Genomic DNA, 23,382 nt, shown 5'->3' on the forward strand with positions numbered 1-23,382 from the left:
ACCGGCGCGCGGCGGCGCGGCGGGATCGACACCGAGGTGGGTCGCACAAGCCATGGCCAGCAGCGAGTACGAGCACAGGATTGCCTCCCGGTTCGCCGGATTCGACCAGGACGGCAACGGCTACATCGACCGTGAGGACTTCAGCGGCGCGGCCCGTGCCCTGCTCGCCGAGTTCGGCGCCACGGCCCGCTCCGACAAGGGCCAGGCCCTCTACAGCGGGGCCGAGGCCTTCTGGCAGGGCATGGCCGGGATCGCGGACGTGGACGGCGACCAGCGCGTCAGCCGCGAGGAGTTCGTCACCGGCGCGGTCAAGCGCCTGGCCGACAACCCGCAGCGCTTCGCCGAGATCGCCCGGCCCTTCCTGCGCGCGGTGCTCGCCCTCGCCGACGAGGACGGCAACGGCGTGACCCTCCAGGGCGCCGAACGCGTCCTGCGCACCCTCGGCGTCCCCGCCGAGCAGGCCGCCCAGGCCGCCGCCGCCCTCGACTCCGAGCACGACGGCCGGATCTCCGAGGAGGAGACCCTCGCCGCCTTCGCCGCGTACTACACCACCTCCGACTCCGCCGAAGCCGCCGGTACGGGCTCGGACTGACGGGAGTTGCGCGGCGCCGGGGGCAGTCGCGGGGGACAGGTGCGGGCCGGCGGGTGCCGGTCCGCACGGCTTTCCGGGTCAACTCCCGTACGCCATAAGCTCACCGAGAGTGACCAACTGGCTGCTGCCGGGTGCCGATATCGCTTTGTGTCCCAGGTGTGACTCGTCACGGCATGGAGTCGGCGCCCGGCTCCGGTAGCTTGTGCCAGATGCGAGTGGTGTCCGGTCCCAGCCGCCCCCGTGCCGCCCGAACGGCGTCCCGGGCCCGCGTGCTGCCGCGCCGCGACCTCGCAGAACAGGCCTCTGTGGTACGGGTTTCCGGGCAATTCGGCCGTCTCGGCCGGGCTCGCTGTTCGACTGCCGCCGAAAGGCGTCGCACAGTATGCCGGAGTTGTACTCCTTCGCGCGAGGATATGCCCGAAGCGCTTGTTGAGGTGACTGTACGTCAACCATGCTGTGCTCGGGGGGGGTTCCCACCGGGGTTCACGTTCCGTGATCCCGGGGAGACACGAGGCGAAGTGTCCGCCGGTTCGGATGGTGTGAGCGGTGCAGGAGCGTCAGATGCAGCTGGAGGTCGGGGCCGACCCCGCGGAGGTGGGCAGGGCCCGCAGGTGGGCACGCTCCCGGCTGGCCGTTTCCGGAATAGCGGCTGACGAACCCCTCGCCCAGACGCTGGTGCTGCTCATCTCCGAACTCGTCACCAACGCCGTGGTGCACACCGGCTGTCCGGCCGTCCTGCGGATCCGGCTGCCGCACACCGCGCTCGCCGCCTCCGGCACCGTCCGCGTGGAGGTCGCCGACCGCAGCGCCCGGCCGCCGTGCCCGCGCCGCGCCGAGGACTGCGAGACCGGCGGCCGGGGCCTCGAACTCGTCGAGGGGCTCGCCGACCGCTGGGGCTGGAGCCGCGAGGGCGAGGGCAAGCGCATCTGGTGCGAGATCGACCGGCGCCCCGCCCCGGCCGCGTCCCGTGCCGCCGCCCGCCCCGCGACCCCCTCCCTCGGCGGCTTCGCCTTCGGCCTCGCCTGAGCCGATCCGGGGCCCGAGCGCCCGACTCGCCCCGGAGCCCGGCCGCCTGAGCCCGATCCGCTGCGTCCGGCCCGCTGCGCCCGATCCGCTGAGTGGCTGAGCCCGGTCTCCCGAGACCGGGCTCAGCGGGCTCCCGCGGCCGTACGGAAGGTGCGGCGGTACGCGGTCGGGGTGACGCCGAGGGCGGACTGCAGGTGCTGGCGCATCGACTGGGCGGTGCCGAAACCGGCGTCCTGCGCCACCTGGTCCACCGGCAGATCGCTCGACTCCAGCAACTGCCGTGCCCGCTCGACCCGTTGCAGGGTGAGCCACTGGCCGGGGCTGACCCCGGCCTCCTCCCGGAACCGCCGAGTGAAGGTGCGCACCGACATCGACTCCTGCGCCGCCATGTCCCGCAGCTGGATCGGCTCGTGCAGGCGCGCGAGGGCCCAGGCCCGCGCCCGGGTGGTGGTCGCCAACTGCGGTTCGGGCACCGGGCGTTGGATGTACTGGGCCTGTCCGCCGTCCCGGTGCGGCGGGACCACGGTGCGCCGCGCCACGTCGTTGGCGACCGCGGTGCCGTGGTCGCGCCGCACCAGGTGCAGGCACAGGTCGATGCCCGCGGCGACCCCGGCCGAGGTCAGCACGTCGCCGTCGTCGATGAAGAGCACATCGGCGTCCACCTCGACCCGCGGGAAGAGCCGCTGGAAGTGCTCGGCCGAGGCCCAGTGCGTGGTCGCGGGGCGCCCGTCGAGATAGCCCGCCGCGGCGAGCACGAAGCCGCCGGTGCAGATCGCCACCAGCCGGGTGCCGGGCCTGATGTGCCCGAGCGCCGCGGCCAGTTCGGGGGTCAGCCTGCCCTCCTCGTACACCGGTCCCAGCTCGTAGGAGGCGGGCACCACCACGGTGTCGGCGCTCGCCAGGAGTTCGGGGCCGTTCTCCACCAGTACGGCGAAGTCGGCGTCGGTGGCCACCGGGCCCGGGCGCAGCGCGCAGGTCAGGATCTCGTAGAGCGGGGCGCCGCGGCCGTCCTTGGCACGCCCGAAGATCCGCTGCGGGATGCCCAGTTCGAAGGGGAGCAGTCCGGGCAGGGCGAGCACGACCACGCGGTGCGGCCGGGCCGCCGGCGGCGTCGCGGAGGCCGCGGGCGCCGACGACTCCGCTGCTGGCGCTGCTGGCTCCGCCGGCGGTGACGTGGGTGACGTGGGTGGCATCACCGTCTTCGCGGGCGCCGCGGGCGCCGCGGGCGCCGCGGGCTTCGCGGTGGTCGTCGAGGAGGCGGGTGCGGAGGCCGAGGCGGCGGCCGGTGCGGAGGGAGGCATGGCCCGATCCTAACGAATGCTGTCCCTCGGGCCACTCGCTCGCCCCCGGGCCTTCGCGGATGCTGAAGCCGTGACACAGACCTCCGACACCGCCGCCGCTCGGCAGAGAGCCGCGAAGGCCCCGGCCCCCGCCGCCACCGGACCCGCCACCGCTGAGACCCCCCGCGGCACCGCCCCCGCGCGCCGCCGCGGACCGCACCGCGCCTGGCTGGTGGCGGCCGTCGCCTTCGTGACGATCATCGGGGCGGCGGCCTTCCGCTCGCTGCCGGGGCTGCTCTTCGACCCGCTGAACGAGGAGTTCGGCTGGTCCCGCGGCACCATCGGCGCCGCCGTCTCGGTCAACCTCGCCCTGTACGGGCTCACCGCCCCCTTCGCCGCCGCGCTGATGGACCGCTTCGGCATCCGCCGGGTGGTGGCCGCCGCCCTCGCGGTGATCGCCCTCGGCTCCGGGCTCACCGTGTGGATGACGGCGCCCTGGCAACTGCTGCTCTGCTGGGGCCTGTTGGTCGGGCTCGGCACCGGCTCGATGGCGCTCGCCTTCGCGGCCACGGTCACCAACCGCTGGTTCACCCGGCGCCGCGGACTGGTCACCGGCATCCTCACCGCGGCCTCCGCCTCCGGGCAGCTGATCTTCCTGCCGGTGCTGTCCTGGCTGGTCGAGGCGCACGGCTGGCGGCCCGCCGCGGTGACCGTCGCCCTCGCCGCGCTCGCCGTGGTCCCCTTCGTCTGGCTGCTGCTCCGCGACCACCCCGCCGACGTGGGCCTGCGCCCGTACGGGGCCGAGGAGTTCCAGCCGAAGCCGCCGCCCGTGCCCGGCGCCGCCCGCCGCACCCTGCGCGTGCTGCGCTCCGCCTCCCGTACCGGGACCTTCTGGCTGCTCGCCGGTTCCTTCGCGATCTGCGGCGCCTCGACCAACGGACTCATCCAGACCCACTTCGTGCCCGCCGCGCACGACCACGGCATGCCGATCACGGCCGCCGCCTCCCTGCTCGCGGTGATCGGCGTCTTCGACGTGGTCGGCACCATCGCCTCCGGCTGGTTCACCGACCGCTTCGAGGCCCGCCGCCTGCTCGCCGTCTACTACGCGCTGCGCGGCATCTCGCTGCTCTTCCTGCCGATGCTGCTCGCCCCGGACGTCCGCCCGCCGATGATCTTCTTCATCGTCTTCTACGGCCTCGACTGGGTCGCCACCGTCCCGCCCACCATCGCCCTGTGCCGCGCCCACTACGGCGAGGACAGCGCCATCGTCTTCGGCTGGGTCCTCGCCTCGCACCAGGTCGGCGCCGCCGTGGTCGCCGGTCTCGGCGGCCTCGCCCGCGATGTCTTCGGCTCCTACAACGTGGTCTGGTACGCCTCCGGTGCGCTCTGCGCCGCCGCCGCGCTGATGGTGCTGGTGATCCGGGGAGCGGGGGCGGCCCCGGTGCCGGTGCGGAAGCCGGGGGTGGCCTGAGCGCGTACCGCCGCCGGGGGCCGCCCCGCCCGAGCGCCGCCCGAGCGCCGGTCCGGCCGGGGCGCCGGTCGCCCGTGAGGCGCCTCCGGCCACGGCGCGTCGGCTCAAGTCCTTCTCCGCAGTGGGCCGTTCAGCCGCAGACCGCCCGTACGTTGAGGGCCACGGCCCCCTGGCCCCGGGGCAGCACCCGCAGGGGGTCGATGTCGAGGCCGGTCAGTCGGCCGTCGAGTTCCAGGGCCAGGCGCTGCACCCGCAGCAGCACCTCGGCCAGGGCGTCCACATCGAGCGCCGGGCGTCCGCGCACCCCGTCGAGCAGGGCGTGACCGCGCAGCTCCCGGAGCATCGCGTGCGCTCGGTCGGTCCCGAACGGCGGTACCCCGTAGGCGAGTTCGGGCAGCACCTCGCGCAGCTCGCCGCCGTGTCCGACGGTGACCGTGGGGCCGAAGACCGGGTCCTGGGCCACCCCGACCACCCACTCCGCCCCCTCCGGCACCATCTGGCAGACCAGCACCCCGTCGAGGTCGACCCCCTCGTACTGCGCCCGGGCGGTCAACTCCCGGTAGGTCTCCCTGACTTGGCTGGCCGAGGTCAGGGAGGTGCGCAGCAGGCCGCGTTCGCTCTTGTGGGCGAGCCGGGCGCCGGAGGCCTTCATCACCACCGGGTACCCCACCTGGGCCGCGGCCCGTGCCGCCGCGGCCGCACTCGTCACCAGCTTCTCGCGCGGCACCCGGATCCCGTACGCCCGCAGCAGCCGCTTCGCCGCGTGCTCGCTGAGCCGTTCGCCGGGCACGAGCAGGGCCTCGGCCGTACGCAGGCTGGGGGAGGGGGTCCGGGGCGCCTCGTCGAAGGGGGAGCGGTAGCCGGTGGTGAAGCGGTGGTGCGCGAGGTGGGCGCCGACCGCGCCGAGGCAGTGGGCGAGCGTACGGAAGGCGGCGACCCGGCCGGAGCCGAGCAGGGTCTCCCGGTACGCCGCCGCCGTGCCGTCCGGTGAACTCCACACCGCGCAGAGGAGCTTGCCGGTCCCCTCGGCGGCCTCGGCGAGGTCCCGCGCCAGCCGCTCGGTGGCGGCCGGGCTCGCCGCGGGGAGCGGGCAGATCACCACGCCGAGCCCCGGATCGTCGAGCAGCGCGTCGAGGAGCGGCCGTTCCCCGCCCTCCGGCATGGCCCCGGCGTCCGCGAGCGCGCGCACCCGCAGCCCGGCCGCCTCGGCGCGGCGGCGGACCTCCTCGCCCAGGTCGCCGGACGGTGCGTAGACGGCCACCCCTTCGGCCACCGGCGGCCCCGCCTTCGCCAACAGGGCGGCGGTGTCCTGGAGTTCATCGGTGCCGCCGACCTGGATCACCCCGAACTGCCGCAGCGCCGCCTCGGCGACGGCCCCCGCCCGCGGTGAGCCGCCGGGCGGGCCCGCCGCCACCGCGACCAGCGGGATGCCGCGGCGGGCCGCGTGGTCGGCGGCCAGCAGGAGGGCGCGGCCCTCGCGCGGTTCCGCCAGGAAGCAGGCGAGCACGGAGACATCCGGCTGCTCGGCGAGGGAGCAGAGCAGCTCGGCGGCCCCGAGATCCGCCTCCCCGCCCGTCACCACCCAGTGGGCGAGCCGTACACCGACCTCCCGGAGCCCGGCCACGGGCAGCCCCTGCGCGCCCGAGCGGCTGAGCAGGGCGATGCCCGGGGTGCCCGGCCCCGCCCGGCCGGGGGAGCCGCCGTGGCGGTCGGGATCCGCGTCCACCCCGAAGGCGTCGAGTCCGGTGCCGGGGCCCAGCAGCCGGGGCCGGGCGGTCCGGGGGCCGCCGCGCGGCAGCGCGACATCGGCGGCGACGACGGCCAACGGCACCTCGGCCTCGGCCAGTTCGGCGAGCAGCGGCGGGGGAGCGGGGCCCAGGAGCACGGCGAGGTCGGGCCGCTCGGGCAGTTCGGCGAGGGTGAGGGCGGGCCCTTCCGGCAGTTCGGTGACGGCGCGGTCGGGCCCTTCCGGCGGCTCGGGGACGGTGGTTCCGGGCCGCTTCGGCAGATCCGACCGCTCCGGCAGCTCCGGCAGTTCGGCGGGCGAGGTCCTGCGCCCGGGTGCGGGGAGGCTCGTACCTGCAACTCCCTTACCGGGGAGGCTCGTACCTGCAACTCCCCTCCCAGCGAGGCCCGTACCGGCAACTCCCTTGCGGGGGACGCCGGTAGCGGCAGCCGAGGTGAAGTACAGCCGGGCGCCGAGGTGTTCGGCCCAGGTGGTCAGCTGCCGGATCGCCTCCGTGCGGGGTTCACCCTCGGCGTCCCAGGCGTCCAGGACCACGATCGAGCGGGGGCGCAACAGGCCGCTCAGGTCCGGGACTTGAGGGTGCAGGGGGCGGCCGCTGACATCCGTCTCCGGGGCGGCGGGCGAGGGTTGCCCGGGCGGTGCGGGGGCGCGGGACTCGCCGCCCGTGAGGGCGCGGTGTCCGCCGGTGGTGAGGGTGCCGTGGGTCGATCCGAGCATGGGTAACCCCGCTCCTGTGGACGGCAGTTGCGGTCGGCTGACGGGCAAGGGGCCGCTGGTCACGGGTCACTGACGGCTCATCGGGCCTCCTCGGGTGCCGTGCCCCTGCGGTGATCGCCGCGCTGCCTTACCGATGGTTACCCCACCGTCGCACGGAGCAATCGGATCACCGCGGCGCCCGGCCGCGAGGCCCGCCGATCCCTGCCGGGCCGTGCCGGGCGCTCACCGCGCCCGCGCCACCCGGCCCTCGTCCCAGACCGGTTCCGGGGCCTCCCGCAGGCGGCCGTCCGAGCCGAAGACCAGGTACCGGTCGAAGGAGCGGGCGAACCACCGGTCGTGGGTCACCGCGAGCACCGTGCCCTCGTAGGCCTCCAGCGCGTCCTGGAGGGCCTCGGCGCTCTCCAGGTCCAGGTTGTCGGTCGGCTCGTCCAGCAACAGGGCGGTGGTACCGGCGAGTTCGAGCAGCAGGATCTGGAAGCGGGCCTGCTGGCCGCCGGAGAGGCGGTCGAAGGACTGCTCGGCCTGCGCGGTCAGTTCGTAGCGGCGCAGCAGGGACATCGCGGCGCCGCGGTCGCGGGCGTGGTCCAGCCAGAGGATGTCGAGCAGGGTCCGGCAGAGGAGTTCGGGGTGGGCGTGGGTCTGGGCGAAGTGGCCGGGGACCACCCGGGCGCCGAGCTTCCAGTCGCCGGTGTGCGCGACCTCCTCGCCAGCGAGCAGCCGCAGGAAGTGCGATTTGCCCGAGCCGTTGGAGCCGAGCACCGCCACCCGCTCGCCGTAGAAGACCTCCAGGTCGAACGGGCGCATCAGACCGGTGAGTTCGAGCCCCGCGCAGGTCAGCGCGCGCACCCCGGTACGGCCGCCGCGCAGCCGCATCCGGATGTCCTGCTCCCGCGGCGGCTCCGGCGGCGGGCCCGCCTCCTCGAACTTGCGCAGCCTGGTCTGGGCGGCGGAGTACCGGGAGGCCAGCTCATGGCTGACCGAGGCCGCCTCCCTGAGGCTGAGCACCAGCTTCTTCAGCTGCGCGTGCTTCTCGTCCCACCGGCGCCGCAGCTCCTCGAAGCGCGCGAACCGCTCCTTGCGCGCCTCGTGGTAGGTGCCGAAGCCGCCGCCGTGCACCCAGACGTCCGCCCCCGCGGGCCCGGGCTCCACGCTCACGATCTTCTCGGCGGCCCGGGCGAGCAGCTCCCGGTCGTGGGAGACGAAGAGCACCGTCTTGCGGGTGGCCTTCAACTGCTCCTCCAGCCACCGCTTCCCGGGCACGTCGAGGTAGTTGTCCGGCTCGTCCAGGAGCAGCACCTCGTCCGGTCCGCGCAGCAGCGACTCCAGTACGAGGCGCTTCTGCTCACCGCCGGAGAGGGTGCGCACCTGGCGCCACTGCGCCTTCTCGTACGGCACGCCGAGGGCCGCCGTGGTGCAGATGTCCCACAGCGTCTCGGACTCGTAGCCCTGCACCTCGGCCCAGTCCGAGAGGGCCTGCGCGTACCGCATCTGCGCGGCCTCATCGTCGACCGTCATCACGGCCTCCTCGGCGGCGTCCACCGCCCGCGCGGCGGTCCTGATCCGCGGCGGGGCCACCGAGACCAGCAGGTCCCGTACCGTCCGCTCGTCCCGGACGCTGCCCACGAACTGCGGCATCACCCCGAGTCCGCCGGTGACGCTCACCGAGCCGCCGTGCGGGCGCAGCTCGCCCGCGAGGAGGCGGAGCAGGGTGGTCTTGCCCGCGCCGTTCGGCCCGACCAGGGCCAGCGCGCTGCCCTCCGGGACCCGGAAGGACACGTCACCGAGCAGGGTCCGCCCGTCCGGGAGGTGGTACTCGACGTGCGCGGCCTCTAGATGTCCCATGCGGCGCATTGTGGGCGGCGGGCGGCGGGGGCGGCAAATGGGTTCCGGTGGACGCCCGGGGTCGCGGGGCGGGGAACCGGGGCGGAAGGCGGTGGCGAGGCCGCCCCGTACCGCGACCGGGCGGTCCTCCGAAACGGTCCGCCGAGCGGTCCTGCAAGCGGTCTTCCGCAGGCGCGGCGGTCGGCCTCAGAGGTGGCGGCGGTCAAAGAGGTGGTGGCGGTCAGAGGTGGCGGCGGATGGCCTTGGCGATCTTCCGGGACTCGCGGCCGATCTCGCGCAGGGTTCCGCCGAGCGGCGCGGTGTAGCCGGTGAAGAAGAGGCCGGGCGCGTTCGCGGGGCTGCGTCCGCCGCGTGCCGTGGGCAGGCCGTGCGCGTCCAGGACGCCGAGGTGGCCGAGCAGCTCCTCCAGCCCGGGCCGGTAGCCGGTCGCCGCGATCAGCACCTCCGGCGCGAGCAGGGTCCCGTCGGCGAGGAGCACCTTGCCGCCGTCGAAGGACTCCACCGCGGCGACCGGCTCCACCCGCCGCTTGCGTACGGCGCGGATCAGCCCCGGGTCCAGTACCGGCGCCGCGCCCTGCCGGGCCCGGGTGGCGAGCCCCCGCGGCGGGCGCGCGAGTCCGTACTCGGTGAGGTTCGGCACGCTCAGCCGTACGAGCACCGCCGCCAGCCGGTCGACCAGCGGCACCGGCAGCCGGCGGCAGAGCACGCCCGCGCGCTGCACGGGGACGCCGAGCAGCGAACGCCGCAGCAGATGCGGCGGGGTGCGCACCGCGAGCCGGACCTTGTCCGCCCCGGCCGCGGCGAGGTCCGCCGCGATCCCGGCACCGCTGCCGCCCGCGCCGACCACCAGGACCTCCCGGTCGCGGTACGGGGCGGCCTCGCGGTACCCGCTGGAGTGCAGCAGCTCGCCGTGGAACTCCTCCTGGCCCTCCCAGCCGGGCAGCCGAGGTGTGCGGTGGCGGCCGGTCGCCACCACCACGGCGCTGGCCGCCAGCACCCGGCCGCCGGTGGCGTGCAGCAGCCAGCCGGAGTCGTCCGGGGCGCGGTCGACGCGGTCGACCTCGACGCCGGTGACGATCTCCAGATCGTGGTGGTCCGCGTACTTCTCCAGGTAGCGGACCATGTCCCCGGGCGAGACCCGGCGCCCCGACCGGCGCGGCATCCTGAGCCCGGGCAGCGCGGCGAGCCGCCGCGGGCTGTGCAGCCGCAACCGCTCGTAGTGCCGCCGCCAGGACGCGGCGATGTCCGTACTCCGCTCCAGGACCACGGCGCGTATCCCGGCGGCGCGCAGCGATCGCGCCGCGGCGAGCCCGCCGGGACCTGCGCCGATGACGTAGACCGGCCGGTCGGCGGTGCGTCGGGGGGCTGGGGCGGGGGGAGTCGCGTGGGGCATGTACGCGAGCGTAATCACCTCTTGAGTTGATGGGTCTCGGTCAAGGAGGAAATAAGTTGCGAATGGGTCACGGGGTGGTGCAGTCAACACCCGGGAGAGGATGGGGGGTTGGGCGCGGCTCCCGCGGGCGGGGTGCCGCCGGGCGGTCGCGGGGGTGGGCGGGGTGCCGGTACGCGTACTTCAATGGACGGATGCCCGACCCCGTACCGCCGCCCCGGCCGACCACCGCCCCCGATGCCGCCGCCCCCCGGTCCGACTCGCCCTCCGCCCCGCTGCCCGCGCCCGAACTCATCGGCGAGGGGCTGCGGTTGAGGCCCTGGCGGCCCGAGGCGGAGGAGGACGTGGACGCCTGGCTGCGGGGGATCCTGGACGAGGAGTTCCTGCGCTGGAACACCCCGCTGAAGCCGGTCACCGACCGCCTCGGGGCCCGGGAGAGCCTGCGCAGAAGGGCGGAGGAGGGGCGGGCCGGTTCGGCGGTCTCCTTCTGCGTCACCGACGCCGCCGAGGGCACCGTCCTCGGCCATCTCGCCTTCCAGCCGGTGGACCAGGTCAGCCGCTCCGCCCGGGTCGGGTACTGGGTGCTCCCCGAGGCGCGCGGCCGCCGGGTCGCCGCTCGCGCGCTGCGCCTGGCGGGGGACTGGGCCTTCACCCGGCTCGGTCTGCACCGCATCGAACTCGGCCACGCCATGGGCCACTTGGCGTCCTGCCGGATCGCCGAGCAGTGCGGCTACCCGGCCGAGGGCGTGCTGCGCGGGGCGATGTTCGCCGCCGGACGCCTTGACGCCTTCCGCGATGTGCATCTGCACGCCCGACTCGCCTCCGACCACGCGGCACAGCGGGACGGCGTCAACGGCGGTGACGGCGCGGCCGGTTGAGGGTCCGGTGGCGGCAACACCCTTCAGGGCCAGAGGAGTTCCCGTACCCAGGGGGCGGGTTCCGGAGCCTGGGAGGGTGAGGCGGTCTGCTCCGCACGCTCCGGGGCGTGCTGGGGCTGAGGGGCCTGAGGGCCGTCCGGGCCGTCCTGCTCCGCGGGCCCGGCCAGCCGGTAGCGGAGCCGAACATGCCGCCGGTGGCTGTCGCCCTGGAAGAACTCGGCCTCCTCGGGGCGGAGCAGATACAGGGTCCAGCTCGGCGCCTCGGCCCGCGGCTCCCGGCTCGCCCGGTTCCAGGCGGTCTCCGAAGCGCGGACCAACTCCCCGTAGGAGCCGAGGACTTCGCTCTGCCGGCCCACCAGGGCGGAGGCGAGCGCCCCGGTGGAGCGCGCGTGCAGATCGGCCTGGGCGGCGGCTCCGGGCAGCGGGGTGACGGTGCCGCGGACCCGTACCTGGCGGCCCAGGACCGGCCAGTAGAAGCCCAGCGCCGCGAACGGCCTGGCGTGCAGCTGCCGTCCCTTGCGGCTGCCCTCGTGCGAGGCGAACCACCAGCCGCGGTCGTCGGCCCCGTGCAGCATCACGGTCCGTACGTCCGCGCGGCCCTCGGCGTCCGTGGTGGCGAGGGACACCGTCTGCGGCTCCGCCTGACCGGCCTCGGCGGCCTCGGCGAACCAGGTGCGGAAGAGGGGGAGGGGGCTGCCGGGGGCGCCCTCCGTGTCGAAGGCGGGCAGCGTCGTACGGGCCGGGTGCCAGACGGGCAGGGCGCGGAGCAGGCGGTCGAAGTCCGCCTGGCTGGTGGCGGCGGGCGAGGGGGGTTCCGACGGCTCGGTCATGGGCCGATTGTCGCGCGGCGGGGGCGCTGCGGGGCGACCGGGGCGGTGGGGCGCGGCGGCGCGGCGGAGGGGGCCCGCGGAGGGGGCCCGCGGACGGGACCTGCGGACGGGACCCGCGGACGGTCTGCGGACGCGGTCTGCTGACAGGAAGGTGACCGGTCCGGGTGAGGCCGGGGCTCCGGTCTCGGAGTGCGGCGGCCCGGCGGTCCGCGGTGGACGGCTACTTCGTCGGCTTGCGGCCGGTCACGCCGAGGTGGACGAGGAGCGCCAGGTTCGGCTTCAGCTCGGCCTGCTTGACGCCCCAGGTCTGGAAGCCCTTCTGGTGCGAGGCCACCGCGGCGAGCATCGCGACCAGCGAACCGGCCACCGCGGCGGGGCTGACGTCCTTGTCGACCTTGCCCTTGGACCGGAGCTCGGTGACGGCCTCGGTGAGCGAACGGGTCACGGAGTTCAGGACCTTCATACGGATCTTGTAGAACCGTTTGTCCCCCTCCGCCGCGCCGAGGTCGACCACGCGCAGGATCGCCTCGTTGCGCCGCCAGAAGTCGAGGAATCCGTCGACGAGTTCCTGCGCGCTCTGCCAGCCGCTCCTGCCGGTCCAGGACCGCCCCTCGACGAGCGAGGTGAGGCCCGAGCCCTCCGCCGCCATGCCCTCGGCGAGCTCCAGGACGGCGCCCTCGACATCCGGGAAATACTGGTAGAACGTCGCCGGGGAGGTGCCCGCCTTGCGCGCCACGTCGATGACCTTGACGTCCCGGTAGGGCGAGGAGCTGAGCATCTCGCTGAGGCAGTCGAGCAGCTTCTGACGCGTCGCCTGACCACGCCGTCCGGCAACGCGGCCGTCGACGGTTCTCACCTGTCCTGTCATGCCGTCAGCTTACCGAGGGGTGTTCGGCGCGCGATTCGGCCGACTGCAAATGGGGTTGGGGCCCGACAGGACCTGTCCGGCGAGTCCCGTCCGCCATCCACCTGACGCCGCGCGGCCGCCCCGCGGGCGACGAGGGGAACCATCGGACGGGTCCCGGGTCCCGGGTCCCGGGTCTCGGGCGGCGGCCGGCGGCGGCTCCGCGTCCGTCAACAGGCTGTGGACAAGTGCGTCCCGCGCGCTCGCCGCGCCCCCGGGCCCGCGTTAGCTTGTGCCTGACGGGCTCCGCGTAACGGGCGCTCCCGCCCATACCGGAACAGCACCGTGCTCCTGCGTACGGGAAGGACCCTCCCCATGGCCGCATTCGCCGAAGGCGTCCCCTGCTGGGTCGACGCGATGCTCCCGGACGTGGCGGCGGGCAAGCGCTTCTACGGCGAGATCTTCGGCTGGTCCTTCGGCGAGGCCGCCGGCAAGGAGTACGGCTACCGCACCCAGGCGTACCGGGACGGCAAGAATGTCGCCGCGCTCGCCCCCAAGCGGGACGGCCGGATGCCCACGGTGTGGACGGTCTACCTCGCCACCCCGGACGCGGACGCGCTCACCGCGCGGGTGCTGCGCGCGGGCGGCCGCGTCGTACGGGAGCCGCTGCCGGTCGGGAACTTCGGCACCATGGCGCTCGCCGCCGACCCGGAGGGCGCCGTCTTCGGGCTGTGGCAGGCCGCCGCCTACCCCGGCTTCGCCCTGCAGCAGGAGCCCGGCTCCTACTGCTGGGCCGAGGTCTGCTCCCGCGAGGCCGCCGAGGTCGACCCCTTCTACGAGGAGGTCTTCGGCTACACCGCCGCCGATGTCCCCGACGAGGGAGGATCCGACTTCCGCATGTGGTCCCCGGCGGGGCGGGAGCCGGGCCCCGGGACCGCCGTCGCGGGCCGGGCCCTGGTGGGCGACACGGTGCCCGCCGAGCTGCCCGCCCACTTCCTCGTCTACTTCCGCGTCGAGGACTGCGACGCGACCGCCGCCTCGGTGGTCCGCCTCGGCGGGCGGATCCGCTCCGCGCCCGTCGACGTCCCGCCGTACGGGCGGATGGCGGTGTTCGCCGACGACCAGGGAGCGGAGTTCGCGGTCCTTCAGGAGCTGTGAGGCGCCGGACGGCGGCGGCGGGGGCCCGGATCCGGGGCGGAGCAACGGGGGCAATCCGCCGGAAGAGGGTCCGGACTCCGTTATTCCGGCCCGGACCCCGGCATTCCGTCGCCGCTTCTCCATCGGATCTGCACGTCCGTGGCGGGATTCCGGGGGCAATCTGGGACGAGGTGCCGCGGCCCCGGTGGCGGGACAGGGGTGCGGGTGGCGCGTCTGAAAGACCCCGTACCTGCAAGAACGCGGAGATTTCGCGGGCGGCGGCGCGTATTTTGTCCCGAGACACCCCGGTCCTGACCCGGGTTCGCAAGACGGGGGCCGGACAGGAAGAATCGGGGTGCGTTCCGCCGCGGGCTTCGGTGGTGAGACGCTGCACGGGTTGCAACCAGAGAAAGCGACCCGAACGGGGAGGTGGCAGGCACGTGGTCGATCAGCTGACGCAGCAGGATCCGAGACGGATCGGTCCGTTCGAGGTCCTCGGGCGGCTCGGAGCCGGCGGCATGGGGCTGGTCTATCTCGCGCGCTCGGCTTCCGGCCGCCGGGTCGCGATCAAGACGGTCAGGACCGAGCTCGCCGAGGACCAGCTCTTCCGGGTCCGCTTCACCCGCGAGGTCGAGGCCGCCCGCGCCGTCTCCGGCTTCTACACCGCCGCGGTCGTCGACGCCGACCCCCGCGCCGCCGTCCCCTGGCTCGCCACCGCCTACGTACCCGCGCCCTCGCTAGAGGAAATAGTGAACGAGTGCGGGCCGCTCCCGGCCCAGGCCGTACGGTGGCTGGCCGCCGGTATCGCCGAGGCGCTCCAGTCGATCCACGGCGCCGGTCTGGTCCACCGGGACCTGAAACCCTCGAACGTCCTCGTCGTCGAGGACGGCCCCCGCGTGATCGACTTCGGCATCGCCTCGGGTGTCTCGAACACGCGCCTGACCATGACCAACGTCGCCGTCGGCACCCCGGCCTACATGTCGCCGGAGCAGGCCAAGGACTCCCGCAGCGTGACCGGGGCCAGCGATGTGTTCTCGCTCGGCTCCACCCTGGTCTTCGCGGCCACCGGGCACGCCCCCTACCACGGGGCCAACCCGGTCGAGACCGTGTTCATGCTGCTGCGCGAGGGCCCCGACCTGAAGGGCCTGCCGGAGGAACTGCGGCCGCTGATGGATGCCTGCATGGGCATGGAGGCCGCCGACCGCCCGAGCCCGGCCGACCTCCAGGCCCAGCTGGCCCCGCACCTGTTCGCCTCCGGTTCCGACGACAGTGGCACCGCCTCCGCCTGGCTGCCGGAGCAGGCGGTGGCCCTCATCGAGTCCCGCCGCGGGGGCCGCCCCGCGGTGAAGCCCGCGGCGGCGCACGGCCACGGCGGCAAGGCGAGCCCGGCCACGGCGCCCCCGCCTCCGCCGCCCTCGCACGCCCCGCAGGTGCCCGCGCGCGCCCACGAGTCCGTCCACGCGCAGGCGCCCGCCTACGCCCCCGCACCCGCCCACGCTCCCGGGCACTCCCCGGACGCCGCCCCCGTGCATCTCGCGGGCGCCCGGGTGCCCATCGGCCCCGGGCCGCGGGCGGCCGAGGCCCGGGCCGCCGCCGTCGGGGCGCCGCCCGTCGAGGCGGGTCTCGCCGGTTCCTGGTCGCGCGGCCAGGCGGGCCAGGCCCATGGCGCCGAGCCCGCGGTGCCCGGCCCCGCCCCCGCCGTGGACGCGGGCGGCACCTGGCGGCCCTGGCGCTTCCGGATGTCCAACGACGTCTGGGGCACCCCCGCCGTCGCCGGCGACCTCGTCTACGTCACCTCCTTCGAGGTGCACGCCCTCGACGTCGGCACCGGCCGCCGCCGCTTCAAGACCCGGGACGTCGCCTGGTCCATGGCGGTCGCGGGCGGCCGGATCCACGCCTCGGACGGCCCCACCCTCTACGCCCTGGACGCCCGCGAGGGCTCCGAGCTCTGGCGGCTGACCACCGACGCCTGGGTCTACTCCCTCCAGGCGGACCGCGGCACCGTGGTCACCGGCACCCGGGGCGGCGGCATCCAGGCCTGGGAGGCCTCCAACGGCCAGAAGCTGTGGGAGATCACCGGGGCGCAGACCGACTTCGAGACCCCCGAGGCCGGTCCCGCCGTCCACGACGGCACGGTCTACGTCTGGCAGGACGCCCGGCTGCGCGCCCTGGACGCCCGCACCGGTGACGAGCGCTGGTCGTACCCCATCGGCGACGCCGCCTCCTGCGGCGGAGTCCCGGTCCGCCTGAACCACGCCCCGGACGGCTATGTCTACGTAGCCGCCGGTACCCGGGCCCTCGCCCTGGACATCGCGCAGGGCCACGTCCGCTGGCACTTCGAGGCACCCGCGGTCTTCCTCAGCCCGCCCGCCTTCGCCCCCGGGCCCGCGGTCACCGGCGGCGGCGTCTACCTCGCCGACTACCTGGGCACGGTCTACGCCCTGGACGCCACCGACGGCCGCGACCGCTGGCGCATCGCCACCGAGTCCCGCTCCTCGGTGGAGCCGGTGCTGGTCGCGGGCGGCCATGTCCACGTGGGCAGCGGAAAGGGCCTCTACACCCTGGACGCGGTCACCGGCACCCCCAAGTGGCGCTTCCAGGCGGGCGGCGAGGTGGTCGGCACCCCGGTGGTCGCCGAGGGCCGGATCCACTTCGGCTCCACGGACCACCTCCTCTACACCCTGAAGGCCGACGACGGCCGCCTGCGCTGGAAGCTGGCCACCGGCGGCGAGATCACCGGGGCACCGGTCGTCGAGGCCGGAGTCGTCTACGCCTGCAGCAAGGACCGGTGCGTGTACGCACTGGACGCGGAGAAGGGGACGGGGACGCGGGGGTAGGCAGCCGCACCCTGGGCAGCACCGACGAGCAGATGCTCCAGCTCCTGGAGCCGTACGCCGCGGGCAGCCCGGCTCATGCTGTCGTCGCCTGCCCCACCGGCAGGCTCTCGCCGAGCAGGATGAGGGTGAACAGGCCGTAGCGCTCGGTGATGTGGTGCGGGTGCCACGGCGTGGAGCCGGTGCGCTCGGCGATGATCGGCACGGCGAGTTCGGTGCCCACCAGAACGACGAGGGCGACGAAGAACGCCGATTCCGGCAGCAGCAGGGAGGCCGGCCGCAGTAGTCGGACGCCGGTGATGCCGCCGGCGTGGATGAGCGTGGCCCGCCGCGCCTGTCCGGCGGAGCGGGAGGCGCGCAGCCACCGGGCGACCAGGGCCAGGCGCATGACGACGCAGGCGAGGATCAGCACCGAGTAGTCGTGGTCCTCGAAGGCCGGGGTGCCCGGTTCCGGGCCGGGGTGCCCGGTTCCGGACGCTTGCCGTACGGGGTGGCGGCGACGGGGACGACCTGACCGTTCGCACCGGCAGACCGGACTGGTGAGGGCGGGCAGAACAGGCCGTGCGGTCCGGGGCGTCACCCGCCCCGGACCGCTGCACGCATCCGGGGCCTCACTCCTCGGGGACCACCTCCAGGGTGTTGCGGCGCACGGGCTCGGTCGACATCGTCACCGAGTACTCGCTGTCGGCGTACTTCTCCAGGTAGGAGGCGTCGACGGCCCGGTTGGTCTCCTCGTCGTCGGGGTCGACGGGCACGAAGCGCACAGGCTTGTCGACCCCGCCGGCCGAGATCCGGCCCCGGCCGGTCTTCAGGGCCGGCCCGTACCACTTCCCCTGCGTGCCGTTGTAGGAGCGGATGAAGATCCGGTCCCCGACGGGCACGGACCAGATGTCGACGGTCTTGGGGGTGGTTCCGTCGGGCAGGGCCGCCCCGACGGTGAAGTAGGTCTCGGCGTTGATGCGCTCGAGCTCATCCGGGGTCCAAACGGCCATGGCCGGTCTTCCTTTCGCGTCTGCGGTCATGCTGCCCCGCATGGTCGGTGCGGGGCGGCGACGACTGCCCGGGTCAGAGCTTGTCGGCGAAGAAGGGGCCGAGCTTGCTGACGGCCTCGGCGACCTCCTTCTCGCCGTCGTAGAGCTCCATGTGGTTCGATCCCTCGACGACGTGGAATGACTTGTCCTTGCTCGCGGCGCGCGCGAACAGGTCATCGCTCATCCACTTCGATCCGGCCTCGCTGCCCGCGACGACCAGCAGCGGCTGCGTGAGGAACGCCTCGGCCTTGTGGAAGGCGTCGTAGGTGATGATCTGGCTCAGGCTGCGCGCGGTCATGAAGCCCGGCGCGTTGGGGTGCTCGCAACGCGGCGTGTGGTAGTACTCCCACGCCTGGCGCAGCTCCTCGTTCGGCGCGTCTTCCTCGCGCATCGGTGCGAGCGGGAAGGGGTTGTCCTTGCCCTGGACATCGGTGGTGCGGGCTTCGGCGCCCATCGCGAGCAGGGGTGCGGCGTCGGCGTCGGCGACGTCGTTCATCCAGCCGTTGCGGAACATCTGGCCGATGTTGACGAGGCTCACGGTGCCCACGGCCTTGATGCGGGGGTCGTCGATCGCGGCGTTCGCGGTGTAGCCGGCCCCGGCACAGATGCCCATCGCGCCGATGCGGCTGCTGTCCACGTAGTCGAGCGTGGTCAGGTAGTCGACCACGGCGCTGACGTCCTCGGTGCGGATGTGCGGGTTCTCCAGCTGTCGCGGCTCCCCGGTGCTCGCGCCCTGGAACGAGGCGTCGTAGGCGACGGTCACGAAGCCGTGCTCGGCGAGCTTGCCCGCGTACAGGCCGGCGGCCTGCTCCTTCACTCCGCCGCCCGGGTGGGAGACGACGATCGCCGGGTGGGTCTTCGACGCGTCGAAGCCTTCCGGGAAGTTGATCACCGCGGCGAGGGTGGTGCCGTAGCCGTTGAGGGTCTTGATGCTGATGTTCTCGCTCATGATTTTCCTCGGGTCTGCTGTCGAATGGGTTTCTGGGCGGCCTGGCTCACAGGTGGGCGCCGAAGAATTCCGTCGCGGCTTCGACGGCCTGGCGCGTCGGCTCCGGCCGGTCGTAGAGGTCGTAGTGCGAGGTGTCCTCCACGACGAGGAGCCGCTTGTCCTTCGAGGTGGCGCGGCCGTAGATCTCCTGGCCGTCGCGGTAGGCGCCGAACCCGCCGGGCTTGTCGCCGATCACGACCAGCAGCGGCCGGGTGAGCAGCCGCTCGGCGCCGGAGAACGCGTCCCAGCCGATCGCCGCCGCGCGACGCGACAGCACCGCGCTCGTGGCACCGCCCGCGCTCTGCCCCCGGCCGGTCTTGTAGTAGTCCGTGGCCTCCAGCACGTCGATGTCCGTCAGCCCCGCCTCCCGTCCGGCCTCGACCGAGACGGGCAGGAGGTCGTCGACCCGCGGATCCGCGCCGCGTGCCTCGGCGGTGCGCTGCGCCGCCATCTGCTCCAGAGCGCCGATCGGGTCGTAGCCGCTGAACGACTCGCGGCTGAGACGCCCGAAGTTCACGCCGGTGATGCTGGTGACGGCCTTGATCCGGCGGTCGGTCATGGTCGCGTTGATGACGTAGCCGCCACCCCCGCAGACCCCGATCCCGCCGATGCGGTCCGCATCGACGTACGGGAGCGTCACGAGGTGGTCGACCGCGACGCGGACGTCTTCCACGCGCTGCGCGGGATCCTCGATCAGGCGCGGCTGCCCGCCGCTCTCACCCTGGTGACTGGCGTCGAAGACCAGCACCACGTAGCCGGCCTCCGCCAGCGCCTTCGCGTACACGTTGCCGGCGGTCTGTTCCTTGCAGCTGCCGATCGGGTGAACGCTCACGATCGCCGGACAGGAGCCGTTCTCGTCGAAATCCGCGGGGAGGTGGAGGATTCCCGCCAGGTCCCAGGCCATTCCCGGGGAACGGAAGCTCACGCGCTCGGTCCGTTCGGTCATGATTCCTCCTGGCTGTCCCACTCATCGTCGTCCGGGAGCCGGGTCGGCGCCCGTCGGCTCTTACGACATCAACAGTGGGCGCCCTCGACCGAGGGTGGAAGGTTGCGACAGAACCCCCCTCGAAGGGGGGTCCGGCGGAACCTGGCCCCTGGCCCCGATCGCCCATAGCGTGAGGTCATGGCACCGAAGGACGAGCGCGTACGGGACTTCCTGACCACCCGCCGCGCCAAGATCACCCCCGACATGGCCGGCATCCCGAAGGGCGGCGGAGCGCGCCGCGTCCCCGGTCTGCGCCGGGAGGAGGTCGCGATGCTCTCCGGCGTCTCGGTCGACTACTACACCCGGATCGAGAAAGGCGACCTGACAGGGGTCTCCGACGAGGTCCTCGACGTCCTTGCCCGCGCCCTGCAGCTGACCGATGACGAGAGCGCCTACCTCTACGACCTCGCCCGCACCGCGCGCCGGCCCTCGCGGGCGAGGAGGCGGCCGAAAGCCACGGCGGGCGTGCCGCAGCAGGTGCAGCTGCTCATCGACGCGATGAGTGACATCCCCGTCATCGCCCTGAGCAAGAGGCTCGACGTCCTCGCGTCGAACGCTCTCGGCCGGGCCCTGTTCGACATGGCCTTCACCAGCCCGACCCGGCGCTCCTCAGCCTCCCCGCCGAACCTGGCCTCCGTCGTCTTCCTCGACCCCGCCGCGGCCACGTTCTACGACGACCTCGACAACGCGGCTGCCACCTGCGTGCGCATCCTCCGTGCCCAGGCCGGCGCGACACCGCACGACAAGCAGCTGATACAGCTCGTCGGCGAGCTGTCCACGCGAAGCACCGACTTCAGATCCCGCTGGGCCGCTCACGATGTCGGCGTCCACCGCGCGGGCCGGAAGACCCTCCACCACCACCAGGTCGGAGAGCTCATCCTGGGCTTCGAGGAACTGACCCTCGACTCCTCTCCCTCCATCACCCTGTCCGCGTACATCGCCGAGCCCGCCTCGCCCACCGCCGAGCGCCTGCAACTGCTGGCCACCTGGGCAGCGACGACCGCAGCGGCGCACCCGTGAATCAGACCGAGCTGCCGGCCGCCGGGCATGGTGGGGAGGACCAACCCGGTCGCGCCGACGGGTGCCAGAACACTGACGCCGATGATCGGCGGGCGCCAGTCCTCGTACGGTGTCCGTGGTGGTGGTTTGTGCGCGGGTGGCGCTGCGACCGGGATCATGTCCAGCCGCCCCCGTTCACGGCTGAGCGGCTGCCCCTCGCCCCCTGGTCAGGCCCACCTGTTCCAGGCGCCCTCGTCAGCGGCGCTGGCGCACTCAGTGGCGCTGATGGGAGCGCCGGTGCCGATTCCGGTGGCCGGAGTCCTGGGGCGGGTGCTCCGCGGAGGAACCCCAGGTGATGCGGGCGGGCGGGCCGGTGCCCTCGGTGCCCGGCGGGTAGGGGCTCGGCTCGGTCGGCGCGGGGGTGTCGTAGGCGGGCGGCTGGGCCGCGGGGTAGGTCGCCGTGGGGTGGTCGGGGGAGCCCGGGTAGGGAGCGGTGGGGTGGTCGGGGGCGCCGGGATAGGTGTCGTCGGGGGCGGTCGGAGCGTAGGGGCTTCCCCACTCCTGTGGCGGGGTCCGGTCGTACGGGGCGTACGGGGTGAACTGCTCGGCGCCGGTGGTGGGTTGGGCGTACCCGGGGCCGGGTGCGGGGGCGTAGTGGGGCTCGGAGGCGGGGGCGTACCGGGGTTCGCGGGAGGCCCGGCGGCCGCGCATCAGCGCCGCGCCCAGGAAGAGGAGGACGCTGCCGCCGAGGGCCATACCGGCGCCGTGGTCGAGGCCGGTTCCGTCACCGGCGACGGTCAGGCTGCCCTGTTCCTGGGCCTGGCGGACCATCCACAGCGCGGTGAAGCCGAGCACGAGCACTCCGGCCAGGGCGACCAGGAGCCGTGAGCGCAGAATCACCCCGAGGAGGGCGACCACCGCCGCGACGGCGAACGGGAGGAAGAGCGAACCGAGCAGTACGGCTTCCGCCCCGGAGACACCCGTGCTCGTGAAGAGGTCTTCGAGGCGGAAATCCCGTCCGGGACGGCCGTCGTACCAGGCACGGAAGGGGCTCCAGACGGCGGCCGTCGCTCCGAGGAGAGCGAGAAACGACCCGAGGATGGTGCGAAGCATCGCCTTCCTCCTTCGCGGGCTCTCGCCTCCGACGCTACGCCCGGTGACCGGGGCCCGCATGCGGGCGGCACGCGGGGTGCGGTCCGCATGCGGGCGGCACGCGGGGTGGCGGCGGGGACGACAGCACCGCTCCGGGGCGCCGGGAGCGCCCCTGCGCGCGGCCTCCGCATACCCGTCCCGGCCGCGCCCCCTGCGGTCTGCCACAGGCCTGTGCCGAGGCGGTAACGGTCCGGAATCAGCCCTGGAGGGAGGGGAGTCGGCCGTTGCTAGGGTGGCGCGCTCCCACCCACTCACCAGGGGATGAACCCATGCGCGCTCAGCTGCGTCTCACCGCCGTACTCGCCGTCGTGGTCCTGTCGCTCACGGGATTCTCCGCGCGGGGCGGTCACGGCGGTCACGGCGGCCACGGTTCCGGCGGCGGGGGTTGCAGCAGCTCCCACCAGAACCACGGCGGCGGTTCCTCGTACCGGGACCATGACGATGACGATGACGACGATGACGACGACTACGGCGGCGGGGAGGGCGACTCCTACGAGGATCCCTACCCACGGGAGAGCGGCAGTCCCAGCGGCACGGCCGTCGCCACCGTGGTCAGGTGTGCCGGGAGCGTGGGGTCGCCGGGCGGCAACGGGCGCGCGCGGGGCGGGAGTTCGGGCTCAGGGAAGACCGGGGGGACCGGGAGGACCGGCGAGACCGGCGGTACCGGCAAGGGCGGTTCCAGGGGTGCCGACAGCGCGAAGGTGGTGGTCGGGCACAGCAAGGGCTTCGCGGTCACCTACACCGTGCGCCTCACCTTCCGGGACGCCTCCGGTGCCGTGCTGACCCGGGGCGAGGGCAGCGTGGAGGTGCCGGCCAACGGGGAGAGGAGCGTCGAGATCGAGCCCGAGGACGGCGGCAAGCTCGGCCGGATCCGTAGCTGCCAGGTTGCGTACGTCGGTGCGGTAGAAGGTAGTTGACGGGGCGTCAGTTCGCAGCGGGCGTCAGTTGATGGAGTGTCAGGCGTCACTGGCGGGACGGGAGCTGTTGGGAACGCCCGCCGGACCCTGTGGCGGCGGGCGCGGTCCCGCACACACCGGGGCCGCGACAGCCCCCCTCCTGCTGTCGCGGCCCCGGTGCGGTGCGATGGTGCGGTGACGTGACCTCTAGTGAGCGGGCTCGGTGGTCACGTGGATGTTGTCCGTGCTGACGTCGGCCTCGCCCTTGCCCTTCTTGGCGCGGGGCTTGTCCTTGGCCTCGGTCTTCTCCGGGGCGTCCGTGACGTGGATGTTGTCCGGGTGCACGGTCGTGTCGTCGTTGTCGTGGGAAGTGGCCACTGAATTCACCTCTGTGACTGGCTGAATGGGGTGAGGTGCGGCCCCGCCGGACATTCCCCCGAGGACGTCCGGATGAGGCCGCCACGGTCGCCCACCCTGATGAGCGGATACGGCAACCTGACCGGCGGTCCGTCCATCCACCGATGCGGCGGATCGACGGGAACAAGACTGCCGGTTGGCGATAAACGAACGATTAACGTCCTGACCGCATCTCGCAGCAACCACCCCGCCGAATGTAACGGGCCGACAGTGCAAGCAACCCGGCTCGGGGACAGCCGAGTTGGGCCGCACCCGCGGACGGGCCGCCCGCATCCCAGGCCGGAGCGGGTCCGGGGGCCGGGAGGGGGCGGGGGAGGCGGCTCCGG

At 73.9% G+C, this 23,382-nt stretch carries 20 protein-coding genes and 1 pseudogene; 9 read left to right on the plus strand and 12 right to left on the minus strand.

The features are described 5' to 3' along the window. The first annotated feature begins 52 nt into the window (after positions 1 to 52). Together HFV08_RS19000 and HFV08_RS19005 are read left to right on the plus strand one after the other, a co-directional pair. Positions 53 to 592 carry an EF-hand domain-containing protein gene (locus tag HFV08_RS19000; protein ID WP_168540927.1) on the plus strand — a complete coding sequence of 180 codons (540 nt, stop codon included), beginning with the start codon at positions 53 to 55 and terminating at the stop codon, positions 590 to 592. A gap of 561 nt (positions 593 to 1,153) precedes the next feature. Further along, positions 1,154 to 1,618, plus strand: coding sequence for an ATP-binding protein (locus HFV08_RS19005; RefSeq protein ID WP_210430485.1), 465 nt, complete (start codon positions 1,154 to 1,156; stop codon positions 1,616 to 1,618). 122 nt (positions 1,619 to 1,740) lie between these two features. Here HFV08_RS19005 and HFV08_RS19010 read toward each other — a convergent pair whose 3' ends face one another. Next, the gene (locus HFV08_RS19010) at positions 1,741 to 2,811 is read right to left on the minus strand and encodes a GlxA family transcriptional regulator (protein WP_168541020.1); all 1,071 of its coding nucleotides are present in this window, start codon (positions 2,809 to 2,811) and stop codon (positions 1,741 to 1,743) included. On the opposite strand from HFV08_RS19010, the gene HFV08_RS19015 reads away from it, so the two are divergent. Both HFV08_RS19015 and HFV08_RS19020 read left to right on the plus strand, forming a co-directional pair. Further along, positions 2,792 to 2,932 (plus strand): hypothetical protein, encoded by a 141-nt coding sequence (locus HFV08_RS19015; protein WP_168540829.1) that lies wholly within the window; start codon positions 2,792 to 2,794, stop codon positions 2,930 to 2,932. The genes HFV08_RS19010 and HFV08_RS19015 overlap by 20 nt on opposite strands. A gap of 57 nt (positions 2,933 to 2,989) precedes the next feature. Then, the gene (locus HFV08_RS19020; RefSeq protein ID WP_312885711.1) at positions 2,990 to 4,369 is read left to right on the plus strand and encodes an MFS transporter; all 1,380 of its coding nucleotides are present in this window, start codon (positions 2,990 to 2,992) and stop codon (positions 4,367 to 4,369) included. A gap of 130 nt (positions 4,370 to 4,499) precedes the next feature. Here the strand turns inward: HFV08_RS19020 and HFV08_RS19025 are convergent, their stop codons facing one another. The 3 genes from HFV08_RS19025 to HFV08_RS19035 all read right to left on the minus strand — a co-directional run bounded on the left by HFV08_RS19025 (position 4,500) and on the right by HFV08_RS19035 (position 10,068). Then, on the minus strand, positions 4,500 to 6,833 hold the full coding sequence (locus HFV08_RS19025; RefSeq protein ID WP_246341869.1) for an acetate--CoA ligase family protein: 2,334 nt from the start codon (positions 6,831 to 6,833) through the stop codon (positions 4,500 to 4,502). A 222-nt stretch (positions 6,834 to 7,055) separates the two neighbouring features. After that, positions 7,056 to 8,675: an ABC-F family ATP-binding cassette domain-containing protein gene (locus HFV08_RS19030; RefSeq protein WP_168540929.1), complete on the minus strand. Its 1,620-nt coding sequence runs from the start codon at positions 8,673 to 8,675 to the stop codon at positions 7,056 to 7,058. 220 nt (positions 8,676 to 8,895) lie between these two features. After that, entirely contained in the window at positions 8,896 to 10,068 is a 1,173-nt protein-coding gene (locus HFV08_RS19035; protein ID WP_168540930.1) for a flavin-containing monooxygenase, read from the minus strand. A gap of 191 nt (positions 10,069 to 10,259) precedes the next feature. Here HFV08_RS19035 and HFV08_RS19040 point away from each other — a divergent pair, with 191 nt between their 5' ends. Further along, complete coding sequence (locus tag HFV08_RS19040; RefSeq protein ID WP_168540931.1) at positions 10,260 to 10,943, plus strand: GNAT family N-acetyltransferase; 684 nt, start codon at positions 10,260 to 10,262, stop codon at positions 10,941 to 10,943. A gap of 23 nt (positions 10,944 to 10,966) precedes the next feature. Here HFV08_RS19040 and HFV08_RS19045 read toward each other — a convergent pair whose 3' ends face one another. Beyond that, a complete protein-coding gene (locus HFV08_RS19045; RefSeq protein ID WP_168540932.1) occupies positions 10,967 to 11,773 on the minus strand; it encodes a pyridoxal 5'-phosphate synthase in 807 nt (268 codons plus the stop codon). Between the two features lie 220 nt (positions 11,774 to 11,993). Further along, a complete protein-coding gene (locus HFV08_RS19050) occupies positions 11,994 to 12,641 on the minus strand; it encodes a TetR family transcriptional regulator (protein WP_168540933.1) in 648 nt (215 codons plus the stop codon). A gap of 351 nt (positions 12,642 to 12,992) precedes the next feature. On the opposite strand from HFV08_RS19050, the gene kbpA reads away from it, so the two are divergent. Together kbpA and afsK are read left to right on the plus strand one after the other, a co-directional pair. Continuing rightward, positions 12,993 to 13,775 (plus strand): AfsK-binding protein KbpA, encoded by a 783-nt coding sequence (kbpA, locus tag HFV08_RS19055; RefSeq protein WP_168540934.1) that lies wholly within the window; start codon positions 12,993 to 12,995, stop codon positions 13,773 to 13,775. 419 nt (positions 13,776 to 14,194) lie between these two features. Next, the gene (gene afsK, locus HFV08_RS19060; RefSeq protein ID WP_168540935.1) at positions 14,195 to 16,591 is read left to right on the plus strand and encodes a protein serine/threonine kinase AfsK; all 2,397 of its coding nucleotides are present in this window, start codon (positions 14,195 to 14,197) and stop codon (positions 16,589 to 16,591) included. A gap of 73 nt (positions 16,592 to 16,664) precedes the next feature. Here afsK and HFV08_RS19065 read toward each other — a convergent pair whose 3' ends face one another. From HFV08_RS19065 to HFV08_RS19080, 4 genes and pseudogenes are all read right to left on the minus strand, one after another. Then, positions 16,665 to 17,168 (minus strand): low temperature requirement protein A, encoded by a 504-nt coding sequence (locus HFV08_RS19065; RefSeq protein ID WP_312885714.1) that lies wholly within the window; start codon positions 17,166 to 17,168, stop codon positions 16,665 to 16,667. 31 nt (positions 17,169 to 17,199) lie between these two features. Further along, positions 17,200 to 17,580, minus strand: coding sequence for a DUF2255 family protein (locus HFV08_RS19070; protein WP_168540936.1), 381 nt, complete (start codon positions 17,578 to 17,580; stop codon positions 17,200 to 17,202). Between the two features lie 73 nt (positions 17,581 to 17,653). Beyond that, positions 17,654 to 18,586: pseudogene (locus HFV08_RS19075) on the minus strand (alpha/beta hydrolase); the annotation flags it as partial. Positions 18,587 to 18,614: 28 nt separating this feature from the next. Further along, positions 18,615 to 19,553: an alpha/beta hydrolase gene (locus tag HFV08_RS19080; RefSeq protein WP_168540938.1), complete on the minus strand. Its 939-nt coding sequence runs from the start codon at positions 19,551 to 19,553 to the stop codon at positions 18,615 to 18,617. Between the two features lie 177 nt (positions 19,554 to 19,730). Here HFV08_RS19080 and HFV08_RS19085 point away from each other — a divergent pair, with 177 nt between their 5' ends. Further along, positions 19,731 to 20,612 (plus strand): helix-turn-helix domain-containing protein, encoded by an 882-nt coding sequence (locus tag HFV08_RS19085; protein ID WP_168540939.1) that lies wholly within the window; start codon positions 19,731 to 19,733, stop codon positions 20,610 to 20,612. Positions 20,613 to 20,864: 252 nt separating this feature from the next. Here the strand turns inward: HFV08_RS19085 and HFV08_RS19090 are convergent, their stop codons facing one another. Next, positions 20,865 to 21,704, minus strand: a complete 840-nt coding sequence (locus HFV08_RS19090) for a DUF4190 domain-containing protein (RefSeq protein ID WP_210430486.1) — start codon at positions 21,702 to 21,704, stop codon at positions 20,865 to 20,867. A gap of 308 nt (positions 21,705 to 22,012) precedes the next feature. Between HFV08_RS19090 and HFV08_RS31730 the strand changes: the two genes are divergently transcribed. Further along, positions 22,013 to 22,660, plus strand: a complete 648-nt coding sequence (locus HFV08_RS31730) for a hypothetical protein (RefSeq protein ID WP_246341870.1) — start codon at positions 22,013 to 22,015, stop codon at positions 22,658 to 22,660. A gap of 186 nt (positions 22,661 to 22,846) precedes the next feature. On the opposite strand, the gene HFV08_RS19100 is transcribed toward HFV08_RS31730, so the two are convergent. Continuing rightward, entirely contained in the window at positions 22,847 to 23,017 is a 171-nt protein-coding gene (locus HFV08_RS19100; RefSeq protein WP_168540940.1) for a hypothetical protein, read from the minus strand. Between the last annotated feature and the right edge of the window lie 365 nt (positions 23,018 to 23,382).

Origin of the sequence: Streptomyces physcomitrii, assembly GCF_012273655.1 — a bacterium.
In the GTDB taxonomy this organism is placed as follows: Bacteria; Actinomycetota; Actinomycetes; order Streptomycetales; family Streptomycetaceae; genus Streptomyces; species Streptomyces physcomitrii.